Raw genomic sequence first — 12,849 nt, 5'->3', positions numbered from 1 at the left:
CCACTAATACCTGATATAAGCGAATCAACATTGCTTCAGAAATAATTAGTATGGATACTATCAAATGTATTTTTTTAATATCAATTAGTTATTTAATTTGTTTTTTAATAATTTACTCATTAACTTTGATTTAGATCAATACTAATTAATTAACAATAATACCTTACGAAATCAAAGCCATATTATTTAGTTTTCACCCAATTGGGTGATGATAAAGACATCAATTGGTGACTAATATCTAGATAAGATAGTGGAAAACATAAGACAATATGAAAATATCCGCTTGATGCAAGCTTAAGGAATGAGAGATGCAGATATCAGAAAACACAACTCCATTAGATCATGGGTTTAATAAATCCCCTTCTGAATTAGAAGAGGAAATTAAAGATGGGCTCATAGAGATTGGGATTGAACATGCCACTTTAGTTATCATGTCAAAAAACAAAAACCCTGTTTTCAAGTATATAAAAAGTGTTAATGATAGAATCTCTATTTCAAAGCGAGTCACAGAGAAGCTTGACTCTTACCTATCTTTACTCTCAATGGATAAGAAAGGTCAATTATTCCATAGCCAAGACACCATAATTGAAAATCGAATCTTTGATCATCAAGAACTGTCGATCATTACCCATGCTCTAAATCACTATTCAATCACTGATGAACTCTCTTACAATTATGAGATAGTCATTGTTCTCCACAGCATAAATGCACTGAATCCAGAAGAATTCCGCCAACTTGAGCTCATCTGTGACATCACTATCGCTTGGGCAAATTCTTGGATAGCTCACCATACAATGTTATTGCATTGGAACCGCTACGCCGAGCCTACAACCACAATCCTGCCCCCGATTCTTACAAAATCGGAGCTTGTTGTTTTAGAACTAATAATCAAAGGGTTAACTGGTTCAGAAGTAGCGAAAATACGCAATGTATCCAAAGAAACAGTCAGAACCCAAATCAAAAGTATTCTTCACAAAACTCAATGTAAAAATCAAAATCAGCTGATATCACGCTTTGGACAAGGCCAATGGTTGATGAATAAATCAGCGCGCTTAGTTAACACATAATTCCGTCGAAAAACGCAACAAGGTAGGGTACTTATGTCACACCACCTTCCATCTCCATATATATGTTTAATTACTAGAGATGTAGTTTTATCTAGGGTTATACAAGACATTTTGAAATTTTCATTCCCATTGAGTCAGTTTCAAGTTCTTGAATCGTTTTCTGAACTTAATGTTAGTTATAGAGGCATCGTCATTTACGATAGGCAAACCATCCCCATGCCAAACAAATGTGGTTTATCTATCGTAAATAGGAAGGACAAATGGATTGCGATCAACATTACTAGTTCAAGTTGTTATGACTATTTACAGCTTGGATTCTTTGGTCAAATTGAAAACAATCACTTTGAATTTCTGCCTAAAGCCATTAAGTCTATTCAAGATGGTGAATTATGGTTCCCACGTCATGTGATGGAAAGTTTCATTATTGATCTATGCATTAATGACACGCAAAAAACACCGATATCTATAACAGAAAAAGTTACGAGTAAATTTTCTTTGACGAAAAAAGAAAGGCGCGTTTTTGAGTTAATGTTACAAGGATTTTCGAACATTCAAATAGCAAGAGACACTAATGTGAGCATAAATACTGTAAAGACTCACGCTTACAACGTGATGTCTAAGTTAGATGTTCACTCGCGATACGAATTATTTGCAAAAGCACATGAATTAACTGTTTAAAATTAGCACTCTTTTCATACTTGTTTATCAGATATATCACCCACCTTTGCGAGGCATATATCTCAACGACAAATTATTATCTAGTTGTTGTCAGTAATAACACAGGTAATGAGGGAATAATTATGAAAAAGTTAATGATAGCAGTAGCGGTAGCAGGAGTGATGTTTAGTGTAAATGGTTTTGCAGCATCAAATAGCGCATCTCCAGTAAGCTTCCAGGAGGTTGGGTTTCAATACAGTAATGATGCTCTGTTTGCTAACGCAAGTAACAGCGATGGTGCACATATTCGTATGGAAGGCACTATCCCACAACGTTGTGTACTCAACTTACAGGCAGAAGGGCAAGCAAACTCAGTAAATGGCGATATCCGTTTAACAGGTATGCTCGATGACAGTAAAAACACAATTCTAGGTCTAACTAGTAAACCTGTAGCTAAACTTCGCGCGTGGTGTAACTACGGAAAATCAATGGATGTCGATATGACCGCAACACCATTCAAAATGACTCGTTTTGGCATGGCCATTGGTAAAGAACGCATCGATTACACATTACAAGCAAATCAAACCGATGTTTTCGATACGAGCAACGCAAGTGATGGCCTGTTTGGTCATGCAACAGGCAACTTCAAAGTCAAATGGAGCGGTAAACATCAAGAAAACAAAATTGCTGAAATTCCTCTTTCTATCACAACAGAAGGTGCAGCTTTAGCAAGAGCAGGTAACTATCGCTCAACTGTGTATGTGAAACTCCAAGCAAAAACTTGTCACGCATTTTGCGGATTTTAGTTCATAAATTCGAGCCCACTAAAGTGGGCTCTTGTCACCAAGGAAGGGCTTTATGAAAACAACTATTTTAATTTTTAGCCTATTACTGCATCACGTCGCTGCCTTTTGCTATGAAATAACGCCCATGTACCAAGAGATGCAAGAGTTTGGCAGAAAAGCACTGACAAGCTACACCATCAATAATACTCAAGACCGTTCACTTCCAGTCGAAGTGGTCGTATACGATGTGACCTATGACGAAACAGGAGAAGTTCTCACATTAAATGAAGACAGCTTTCTAATTCTTCCCCCTCAAATTATGGTTAACCCCTTAAGTTCACAAAAAATTCGAGTTCGCTATATCCCAAGTGATGCTCTCACCACAACAAAATTGTATCGAATTGAATTCAACGAATTAGAAGTGAAAGGCCAAGAAGATAAAGAAAGTAAAATCAAAACACTACTGAGTTTTTCAACCCTCGCCTTTGTCTCACCAAACGCCTTAGAACCAACAATGAAAATCTCGCTCAAAGACAACAATATCATCGTTGTTGAAAACACAAGTAAAGTGCTCGTCAACCTACTTCAATCAGTGTTCGAACTGCAGACCAGTGATGGAAAAAAAGACCTTCCTTGGAATGAGATTGATACAAAAACAAGTGGTTACTTGATGCCAGGTGCGATCGCACATTACCCAATCCCAACGATTCTCGGCAATGTGAGTGGCATATCTGTAAAGCAAGAAAAATAACATTGAATTAAAAGCTTATACATTTTTAGTACTAGGAGGGGAACATGATCCGATCTTACGCAGCCCTCCTGTGTATCTCTTTATGTTTATTTGTAGAGCCTAGCGCTTATGCTGCTGATTGGTTGTTCCCATTCCCAATTAACTATCTCGGCTCAACGGTGGGCGATATCGATGCATTTTCTGATGGTAAAACCGTATCTAAAGTGAACACCGTTCAACTGAATGCACTTATTGGTCCTGTCCTGTCATCAGAAGTGTCAGGCAAGCTATCTTCATACAAAGAAAACTTTATTCCAATTGATGTCCTTGAAGAGTGGGGAGTTTTACTCTCTTTCTCCCCATCTGATATGGAGATTACATTGTCTTTTGTTCAAGATGCTAAAAAAGAGCAGACCCTGACATTCAACACACCTTACTCTCCCCCGATCTATTCAAAGTCATCATTTTTCACCAATATTAATAACTTGAACTTTGGCGTCTCTGATACACGAGGAGTCGAAACTCAAAGTGACGAGCAACAATGGAATATTGAGTGGCTATCTACAGGTAACTTCGCTGGTGCTCGGGGAGTGAATTATAAACTTTCAGGGTATTTTGATGGCGGAACCGATGACGAACAAACCTTCTATCGTGGTGATGTATCTGCCTTTGTCGACCGAGCGGATGTCCCTTATCGATTAACTTTTGGCGACCAAGTCAACAGCACGTCTGGGCATCTACCAAGTGAGCAATTTGGTGGGATCGGTTTTGAACGCAATTACTCAGCATTGCAGCCGAATCGCAGTATTCAAGTTGGCGGTACACAAGCGCTCATCCTAGAAGAATCAGCCGACATTGACCTCTACATCAACGGTTCTTACATCACTGAATTTCGTTTACCTCCAGGCCGTTACCAATTAGACGACCTACCGCTTTCTTCGGGAAGCAACGATGTTCGCTTGGAAATTGAATATCAATCAGGTCGAACGGATTCCATTCTCTATAGCGTGTTCTACAACTCTAAACTACTCAAAGAGGGAATCTCTGATTTTGGTTTGTACCTTGGTGCCCCTTCTGAAATTGAAGACAACCGCTATGAATACGATACTGGGAGTCTTATTTCCACCGCCTATTATGACTATGGTTTAACCGACTATTTGACGCTGGGGTTGAATGGGTTTTATCACAAAGATGGTTTCATATTAGGTGGTATATCTACCCTTGGTACACCACTGGGTAATATAGGCTTCCGACTCTCGGGCAGCCAATCCAGCGAGTATGACGAAACGGGGTACATCGCTAGTTTGGATTACGCAGCCTCCCTTTGGGACCAGAATAACTACAGTGCACCCAACTTGCGTATTGCCCTTGAATCTTATGACTCTTTCTCCTATCAACCTTGGACTGAAGAGGGGTCTACTGGCCATTCGGCAGCTGTCAGTTATACCTTTGGCATTACCGACGATATTTACTTATCCCTTTCATACAACCTAGATAAAGAAAGTGGCTACGATACTGAATGGAGTGCAGAAGCTTCAACATCTTGGTCTTATTCAAATGTTGTTATTGGCTTAGGTGTCACTCACGAAGAAGATCCGAACGAGGGAACTTCAAATACTGAAGGTGTGGTTTCGGTCGACTGGACTTGGAGTTCAGATGATGGTCAATACTTTGCGGATCTCGGGTATGCAAGTGACACCGAAGTATTACGTTCCAACTTCAGTAAGCCAAGTAAGAACCAAGTAGGAAAATATGGCTATGCATTATCTGCTGACGTGGAATCTGACCAAGGCCAATATCAGGTACGTGGCGACTATGTGAGTAACCGAATTCGCTACGACGGTGATGTTACCTACTATAACTCAACCGAATCTGAAGACACCGTCGTCACCTCTTTTAGACCAAGCACCGCATTCACCATTAGCGATGGCACTTTATCTTGGTCTCGCCCCATATACGGTGCGGCAGCGGTAGTGCAAGTTCATAACACCTTAGAGTCTGAAGTTCTTATCAACAGTGATGACGAGGACAACGCAGAAGCCATCTCTTCAAATGGACTCAATAATGCCGTGAGCCTTTCTACCGCACATACATCCCAAAGCTTCACGTTGGATGCACCGGATGCACCGATTGGCTACGACATTGGTAATTACTTCTACAACGTTACTCCAGGCGCATACACCAGTCACATTTTCACTGTTGGCTCAGACGCATCCAAAACCGTGATCGGAAGATTGAGCTTAAGCGATGGAAAACCGTTGTCACTAACTCAGGGTTACTTTATTAGCGATACAGGCGATTCGATCCCATTTTTCACCAATAAAGGTGGTCGGTTCGTTGTGGAAGGGATCCGCAGTGGACGCTACAAAATTCAACCCATGAACTCAGAGATTAAAGGACACATGAACATTCCGGAATCAGAGGACAATTTAATTCGTCTTCCAGAGATTCAACTCATACAAGGAGCGAGTCATGAATAGAAAACTCTTGATGAGGGCAGTGCAATGGTTACTGACGTCATATCTGCTTGCGTCAGCTATTGCATACCCCTCAATGGCCTTTGCCACGAATTGTGCAGGCGTCTGGGATATAACCCAATTGAGCAACACCCCGCTCGAATTTGATAAATCCGGCTATGCCAATGTCCGATTTGAGTTGAAAAAGCTTCGTTCTAAAACTGAACAATGTGCACTGAAATCTGTACGTTTAAAGGTGTTAGACCGTCCAAAATCTTCACATATTCACTTCATTAATCAGAATCAAACGATGCTGTCCTATGCCCCTAAAGAGCGTGAGTATTTACTTAGCTCTCAGCAGAATCGTCCGGTTCGCTTCTCATTAGTCGATCCCAAAGCAAAAATTAATTACGCGGCCAAGTATGCGGTGCCATTTCTCGTCAAATTGCAGTTCAAAAACGACCAGATCGTGACACTCTCAGCAAAAGCAAACTACAAAGTTAAGTCATTTGTCTCTTTGGATTGGTCTGGCCGAGGTAACAATTTTCATAAAACAACATCAGGGTATCGCTGGGCTTTGGGTGTTCTATCAAACAACAAGCGCTATCAAACAGACTTTGTAATCAGCTCAAATTCACGCACCGAGCTATGGGTAAAACCCAAATATCGACAGCTGGTTAATTCTCAGAATCCAAAATGGACGATTGAATACAAGCTCATCGTTGATGGGACTGAAATATCAGCAACGCATCAAATGCTTCCGATAAAGCGTTATTCAAGGGGAAGACACAATATCCCTTTTGACTTAAAAATCACTGGAAATACAAACCTATCGCGAGCAGGACACTACAAAGAAGAGCTACAGATACAAGTAAAAGCCATAGACCCCATTTACTGAATGAGCAGGGGATACTCACGGGCTTTGAGTTTTCGAGACAAGGGTGAACCATATGAATATATTGAAATTCATCATCAAACAACGCCACTGGATGATAGCCTGTGCTGCACTGAGTATCTTATGTTTGCACATTGGTGATATTAGAAAGCTGATTGGGTTTGTTGAAAAAGACCAACAACATAGAACTCAGCTCATCCAGTTTCTTGTCCAAGATAATATATCCCGAACGTTAGAAATATTAGGGGCTACGTTATCGCCTTCACTTGGCCACGTCGATATTAATAGCTTAGAAGGGGTACTTCATTCATCTTCATCTCCTTTCAGTGGTAGCGATGTTCAAATCGTCGCACGTCGCTTTGGTTTAAACCCTGAGTCGTCTACATTTACCAACGCAATCAAACATAAACATACACTTTGGGGGTTAGATTATGACCAAGCACACTCTCAAGTACATCTAATCGCAGGTAGCATAAAACCACCCAATTATTTTGAAACCCATTTTGACTTAATGCCCTACTTCCCGAAAATTAATTCAGGGTGGAACACCATCATAATGATTGAGAATGAGAAAAAAGAAGTCTTCATGCCTTCTGGTGAGCCAGCGAAAATCACGTTCACCAACAACCTCATTAGATCCGATCAAGTAGATGCTGATTCAACCCTCCACTTTACCGAGACACACCTCGGGAACTTACCGTTCTTTAGGCTTAGCTCAGACGACAATCGATATTTTCATTTGATCACAGTGCCTCTCCCCCAACTAAACGCGAAATTGTTGGTGTTCGACAACATGACCACCTCCGTTGTTGAGATCATTGTCTCATTGCAAAATCTCATTGAGATCATTCTGTTGTTGGGGTTGCTCTACGTATTAATGCAGGCGTTTTCTCGCTATCAAGACAGAACAGCGCAAGCACTGCAATCAGATACGCTTACAGGGCTTAAAAACCGGCTTTACCTTGAAACTGCAAGCTCGCGTATCGAACAAACACAGCAACATGAACAATCTCGCTGTGTCGGCGTTATCGCCATAGACCTCGACCATTTTAAGATGATCAATGATAAATATGGCCATCACATAGGCGACTGTGTTTTGGTTCGAGTGAGTGAAATATTGTTGGAGAGTGTTAGAAGACACGATGAGTGCTATCGGATCGGAGGTGATGAATTTATTGTGATCATTAAAACAGAGAAGCAATCTGATATCGTAAAACTCGCCGACCGTATTCGCGCTAAAATATCAAGCGATCAGCAGTTGCACAATCAAGTCAACGGAGGTATTTCAGCTTCATTAGGGCTTGTGGACTTATCAACAGGTCAATCAATTGAAGAGGCCATCATTTCTGCTGATGAACTTTTGTATCAAGCCAAGCACCGAGGAAGAAACCTAGTACAGAGCTCAATTTAAGGCGATGAACAAGGATATAGCATCGAATGAAATCATTCGGGATAAATGAACATTAAAGAAAGCCTATAAAGTCTCATTCCACCTCTATTAATGGTGATTTTTAGCACGACAGTCGGTATAAGTTGAACAATCAATATGCCGACGACACGATGACCAATGAAATATTCAGACTTTAGCCTTATTCCAACTTTCGTTGCGATTATGGAAGAGCGCAGTTTTAGCCGCGCTGCAAAAAGGCTTGGCGTCAGTCAATCTGCAATAAGCCAAAGTGCGATTCGACTTAAGGCTCTATTTGATGACCCCTTATTTCTCCGTGAAAGCCATGGAATAACACCTACTCAGTTGGCAATCAGTATCTATCCGACGCTAGCCTCTGCGGTCGAAGACATCAAACTCACTACACCTTATTATCGTACCTTTGACCCAAAACATTGTGAGCGAGAGTTTGTCGTCTCTGCGCTAAGTGTATTCGGTTTAAGCATCCTACCTGTCGCATCAAAGCTTATTGGTCAAGCAGCTCCCTTGGCAAGCATCAAAGCAGAAGCACATGTAAGCCAATCAGAGACAATAAGTATGTTGAGAAAAAGGTTCGATATCACCTTGGACGTTGATTATGGTCAATACCCACAACTATGTTCAGAAGTGATCGTCAAAAACCAGCTCAATGTTATTTGCCGAAAAGAACACCCTCGATTAACTGGGTCGAGTATTACAGCAACAGAGTTTTTAAATGAAAGACATGTCACACATACGGTACCCGGTCAGGTGCAAAGCTATTTACTGAATAAAGGGCTAACAGCAGAAAGGCTATTAAGAAAACGAGACATTGCATGGCACTCGAACAGCATCACGGAAATGTTGCCGATTATTGAACAAAACGACTATATCGGCATATTTCCAAGCACACTTTTAGATCAGTACTTTCGTCATTTCAACCTGAAAACATTGCAATGCGATTTCTTACCTGATTGGTTGAGTATTTCAATGTTCTGGCATGCATCAAGAAACAATGACCCAAGCCATCAATGGCTTAGGAGTATTTTTTCTGAAACATCTAAACAGCTGTCATTGAAATACTCTTAACATCTGAGTCAAGACGATTAAATCATTTCTCAAGTATCGACGAGTTTACTCGTTATCGATCGCTTTCAGCACTTTACATGGATTACCGACGGCAACCACATTGGCTGGGATGTCCTTGGTCACCACACTGCCTGCGCCAATCACGCTGTTTTCGCCAATAGTGACACCGGGGCAGATAATTACACCACCGCCAAGCCAAACATTGTCGCCAACATTAATCGGTGTGCCAAACTCAACACCCTCTTCAACTCGGCCTTTCACATCAAGTGGATGACCTGCGGTCAGGATTTGAACGTTCGGACCAAGTAGCACATTGTCGCCAATAGTCACTTCAGCCACATCCAAAATCACGCAGTTAAAGTTAGCGTAGAAGTTCTTGCCCAGCTTGATGTTCGAGCCGTAGTCACAACGAAATGGAGGTTCTAGATGCGCGTTTTCACAGCCCGGAATGAGCTCTTGCGTTGCCGCTTCCCATTCAGGTGTGTCAGGAATACTGTTATTGAGTTTTTGAAGCACCTTACGACATTCGATACGAGCTGAATAAAGCTCTTTATCCCAAGCCTGATAGGGTTCGCCTGCTAGCATTTTTTGTTTTTCTGTTTTCACGTTACTTACCTGTTCTCACATCACTTAGCTATTTTCATATTACTTAGCTATTTTCATATTACTTAGCTAGTTTCACATTACTTAACTAATGCTGGTCAATTCATCGACCAAAAACGCAATATCGCATATCTAAATAACAGTGAATAAGGAGTGTTTGAGCTTGGTTTAAGAGATGCGCAGCTCATCACTTTTTGTAGGTAAAATATGAAATTCGAACAGTGCTAATTTAGCTTCGCTATCGAATCACGTAGCACCAAACTGCCGGTGGTATTGATGGTGGTCGCTTGCTCTGTTTCACCGACAATTTGCAGGATCGCCTTTTGCGTCATTTGCTCTAATGGCACACTGACAGACGTTAAGCTTGGCGTTAAAAACGCCCCCACTTTGCTGTTATCAAAGCCGACGATAGAAACGTCTTTAGGTAATGAGTACCCAAGTTCAGTTAACGCCTTAATCGCACCAATCGCCATATCATCGTTTTCCGACAAGATAGCAGTGAATATGGTTTTGCTTTTAACCAGAGCCTGAGCCGCGTGATAACCGCTCTCCATCGTCCAATCACCTCGAACAACTTTGGCCTCATCCAATGCAGTACCATGTTTAGTTAGCACATCTTGATAGGCTTGGTAACGCAACTCATCTGTCGAAGAACCGGCTTTTCCTCGAATCACTGCAATGCCTGTATGGCCTTGCTCGATGATGTGTTCAACCATCAAACAAGCGCTCTGATAATGGTCGGTGGTAATGGCATGATTAGGCTTCGACGGCATTTCTCGGTTGAGTACAATAATCGGTGTGTCAGTGCTTTCGATGACCTTTGCAATCTCACTTTCATTTAAGCACTGTGGGTAGATGATGATGCCCGCGCACTTCATATCCAGCAGGAAGTTGATCGCCTTTCTTTCGTCTTCAGCGCTGTGTTTGCCATCGGTGATCACCAGTTGGTGATTCGACTTTTCGCTATAAGAAGCCGCGTGATACATCAAGGAAGAGAAATAAGGGCCATTGAACAACTCATTGGTGATTACAAAGCCGATGAAATTGGTCTTCTTGGTCGCCAATTGCTGAGCCAACAAGTTCGGTCGATAACCTGTTTCTTGAATCGCATCAAATACCTTTTTCACCACATCTGGGCGCACGATGTTCTTGCCATTTAAGACACGAGAAACGGTCGACTTAGATACGCCTGCGCGGTTCGCGACATCAAGCATGGTTACCATTGGCTTCTTTTCCTTTATAAAAAATTAGTCGACATAGGCCGACTAATTCATTCCAAAATCACAGCTCACAGTTCACATAACTGCGCTGGGAAATGCATTCTAAATAGTGGCACCGTTAGATGCAATCACGCCTTTATACCACTCGAACGACTTCTTGCGTTTGCGTTCAAGTGAGCCAGATTGATCGTTGTGCTTATCTACGTAAATGAATCCGTAGCGTTTTTTCATCTCGCCCGTGGTGAACGACACTAAGTCGATACAGCCCCAAGGGGTGTAACCCATCAAATCAACACCATCAATCGCAACGGCTTTTTTCATCTCTTTGATGTGGTCGCCAAGGTAAGCGATGCGGTAGTCGTCATTAATGCTGCCATCTTCTTCAATGGTATCAACAGCGCCAAAACCGTTCTCAACAATGAACAATGGCACTTCATAACGTTCATACAGAGACGCTAAACAGAAACGCAAACCCGTTGGGTCAATTGGCCAGCCCCAATCGCTAGACTGGATGAACGGGTTATCAACCGAGTTTTCATGACCGCCGTCCATCGCCTCTTCAGTCGACTGATGCGAAGAAGAATCCAAAGTATTCGACATGTAGTAACTAAAGCCTAAGTAATCGGCCTTACCTTCTTTTAGGATCTGCTCATCTTCGGGCTGCATCTCAATGTTGAAGCCTTTGATTGCCCAGTCACGCTTAGCGTAATTTGGGTAATGACCACGCACCATTACATCTGAGAAGAAGTAACGGTCACGCATCGCTTGCTGTGCCACCATGATGTCTTCTGGCTTTGAAGAACGAGGATAGAAAGGCACCATCGCACACATTGCGCCGATTTGAAGATCTGGATTGATCTCGTGACCTTTTTTAACCACCAACGCACTGGCAACAAATTGGTGGTGAACCGCTTGATACATGGCTTCTTGCGGCTTTTCGCATTGTGGAAACTTCACACCAGAGCATAACCAACCGAAGATGTCTGCCGAAGTGTTCATCTGGTTGTTGATCTCATTAAACGTCATCCAGTATTTCACTTTGTGTTGGTATCGCTCCATCACCGTAGTTGAATACTTAACGAAGAAGTCGATCACTTTACGGTTCATCCAGCCGCCATATTCGTTAGCTAGATGGTAAGGCATTTCAAAGTGACTCAGTGTTACCACAGGCTGAATGTCGTATTTCAACAGCTCATCAAACAGGTCATCGTAAAATGCTAAACCCGCTTCACATGGCTCAGCTTCATCGCCATTTGGGAAAATACGCGTCCAAGCGATACTGGTACGGAAACACTTAAAACCCATCTCAGCGAATAACTTAATGTCTTCTTTGTAGCGATGGTAGAAATCCACTGCGACTTGGTTTGGATAGTTTTCGCCATCAATCACGCCATCGGTGATTCGACGTTGTACACCATGAGCGCCCGCTGTTAATACATCAACAACACTGACACCTTTACCATTCACATCCCAGCCGCCTTCTAACTGATGTGCTGCAACCGCACCACCCCATAAAAAATCGTTCGGAAATTCGTTGTTCATACCATTACTCGCTACAAGTTATTCGTGAAAAAGACCAGGATTAGAGCTGCGTTCACAACTCTGAAACCGATTTCAATAAAAGCAAAGATACAGATTGAAACCGGTTTCAGCAATAGTTAAAAGATTTTTTTGATCGAACTACAGACTAGTCAAAATTCAGCTTTACGATCAATGCTGATCAAAATACTGATCATGCTTCGATTTGCCAGATTGGTCTTGAGTTCCCGGGTAGAACTGGACAAGTGTCTGATCGGCTAGTGTGAGATGAATCCAACCCTCTTTAACTTTCAGCCAATTGGTACCGTTGGTCTTATAGACGGCAGGAAAGTTGCCCCAGCCTGACTCTGATACCTGCAGCTCTTGAAAGCGGTTAATCGGGGTTATACCGAATCAACTTGAA

General features: G+C 42.0%; 11 protein-coding genes and 1 pseudogene. 8 read left to right on the top strand and 4 right to left on the bottom strand.

Annotated features, from left to right (window positions below; translation table 11 throughout):
• Window positions 1-308 precede the first annotated feature (308 nt).
• The 8 genes from AB4484_RS26005 to AB4484_RS25970 all read left to right on the top strand — a co-directional run bounded on the left by AB4484_RS26005 (window position 309) and on the right by AB4484_RS25970 (window position 9,084).
• A complete protein-coding gene (locus AB4484_RS26005; RefSeq protein WP_122081308.1) occupies window positions 309-1,067 on the top strand; it encodes a helix-turn-helix transcriptional regulator in 759 nt (252 codons plus the stop codon).
• Between the two features lie 33 nt (window positions 1,068-1,100).
• Window positions 1,101-1,745, top strand: a complete 645-nt coding sequence (locus tag AB4484_RS26000) for a LuxR C-terminal-related transcriptional regulator (RefSeq protein WP_372080975.1) — start codon at window positions 1,101-1,103, stop codon at window positions 1,743-1,745.
• Between the two features lie 122 nt (window positions 1,746-1,867).
• Window positions 1,868-2,530, top strand: a complete 663-nt coding sequence (locus tag AB4484_RS25995; protein ID WP_122081310.1) for a hypothetical protein — start codon at window positions 1,868-1,870, stop codon at window positions 2,528-2,530.
• Window positions 2,531-2,582: 52 nt separating this feature from the next.
• A complete protein-coding gene (locus AB4484_RS25990; protein ID WP_372080974.1) occupies window positions 2,583-3,260 on the top strand; it encodes a fimbria/pilus periplasmic chaperone in 678 nt (225 codons plus the stop codon).
• Window positions 3,261-3,304: 44 nt separating this feature from the next.
• Complete coding sequence (locus AB4484_RS25985; protein ID WP_372080973.1) at window positions 3,305-5,719, top strand: pilus assembly protein PapC; 2,415 nt, start codon at window positions 3,305-3,307, stop codon at window positions 5,717-5,719.
• On the top strand, window positions 5,712-6,593 hold the full coding sequence (locus tag AB4484_RS25980; protein WP_372080972.1) for a hypothetical protein: 882 nt from the start codon (window positions 5,712-5,714) through the stop codon (window positions 6,591-6,593). Before AB4484_RS25985 ends, AB4484_RS25980 begins: the two co-directional genes overlap by 8 nt.
• Window positions 6,594-6,645: 52 nt before the next feature.
• Window positions 6,646-8,001, top strand: coding sequence for a GGDEF domain-containing protein (locus tag AB4484_RS25975; protein ID WP_248336214.1), 1,356 nt, complete (start codon window positions 6,646-6,648; stop codon window positions 7,999-8,001).
• Window positions 8,002-8,157: 156 nt separating this feature from the next.
• On the top strand, window positions 8,158-9,084 hold the full coding sequence (locus tag AB4484_RS25970) for a LysR family transcriptional regulator (RefSeq protein WP_081229249.1): 927 nt from the start codon (window positions 8,158-8,160) through the stop codon (window positions 9,082-9,084).
• A 45-nt stretch (window positions 9,085-9,129) separates the two neighbouring features.
• Here AB4484_RS25970 and AB4484_RS25965 read toward each other — a convergent pair whose 3' ends face one another.
• From AB4484_RS25965 to AB4484_RS25950, 4 genes and pseudogenes are all read right to left on the bottom strand, one after another.
• Window positions 9,130-9,690, bottom strand: coding sequence for a sugar O-acetyltransferase (locus AB4484_RS25965; RefSeq protein ID WP_061037884.1), 561 nt, complete (start codon window positions 9,688-9,690; stop codon window positions 9,130-9,132).
• 221 nt (window positions 9,691-9,911) lie between these two features.
• Window positions 9,912-10,910 (bottom strand): LacI family DNA-binding transcriptional regulator, encoded by a 999-nt coding sequence (locus tag AB4484_RS25960; protein ID WP_050643444.1) that lies wholly within the window; start codon window positions 10,908-10,910, stop codon window positions 9,912-9,914.
• A 99-nt stretch (window positions 10,911-11,009) separates the two neighbouring features.
• A complete protein-coding gene (locus tag AB4484_RS25955) occupies window positions 11,010-12,449 on the bottom strand; it encodes a 6-phospho-beta-glucosidase (RefSeq protein ID WP_050643445.1) in 1,440 nt (479 codons plus the stop codon).
• A 168-nt stretch (window positions 12,450-12,617) separates the two neighbouring features.
• Window positions 12,618-12,833 (bottom strand): annotated as a pseudogene (locus AB4484_RS25950) (hypothetical protein); the annotation flags it as partial.
• Between the last annotated feature and the right edge of the window lie 16 nt (window positions 12,834-12,849).

Source organism: Vibrio sp. 10N.261.46.A3, from assembly GCF_041472995.1.
Taxonomy (GTDB): Bacteria; Pseudomonadota; Gammaproteobacteria; order Enterobacterales; family Vibrionaceae; genus Vibrio; species Vibrio coralliirubri.
This window is presented reverse-complemented; position numbering and strand designations above follow the sequence as displayed.

What these genes read in the sequence shown, in the direction of transcription:
- AB4484_RS25980 (WP_372080972.1), top strand. Translation starts at nt 5,712, where the DNA reads ATGAATAGAAAACTCTTGATGAGGGCAGTGCAATGGTTACTGACGTCA.
- AB4484_RS25990 (WP_372080974.1), top strand. Translation starts at nt 2,583, where the DNA reads ATGAAAACAACTATTTTAATTTTTAGCCTATTACTGCATCACGTCGCT.
- AB4484_RS25985 (WP_372080973.1), top strand. Translation starts at nt 3,305, where the DNA reads ATGATCCGATCTTACGCAGCCCTCCTGTGTATCTCTTTATGTTTATTT.
- AB4484_RS26005 (WP_122081308.1), top strand. Translation starts at nt 309, where the DNA reads ATGCAGATATCAGAAAACACAACTCCATTAGATCATGGGTTTAATAAA.
- AB4484_RS25955 (WP_050643445.1), bottom strand. Translation starts at nt 12,449, where the DNA reads ATGAACAACGAATTTCCGAACGATTTTTTATGGGGTGGTGCGGTTGCA.
- AB4484_RS25995 (WP_122081310.1), top strand. Translation starts at nt 1,868, where the DNA reads ATGAAAAAGTTAATGATAGCAGTAGCGGTAGCAGGAGTGATGTTTAGT.
- AB4484_RS25970 (WP_081229249.1), top strand. Translation starts at nt 8,158, where the DNA reads ATGAAATATTCAGACTTTAGCCTTATTCCAACTTTCGTTGCGATTATG.
- AB4484_RS26000 (WP_372080975.1), top strand. Translation starts at nt 1,101, where the DNA reads ATGTCACACCACCTTCCATCTCCATATATATGTTTAATTACTAGAGAT.
- AB4484_RS25975 (WP_248336214.1), top strand. Translation starts at nt 6,646, where the DNA reads ATGAATATATTGAAATTCATCATCAAACAACGCCACTGGATGATAGCC.
- AB4484_RS25960 (WP_050643444.1), bottom strand. Translation starts at nt 10,910, where the DNA reads ATGGTAACCATGCTTGATGTCGCGAACCGCGCAGGCGTATCTAAGTCG.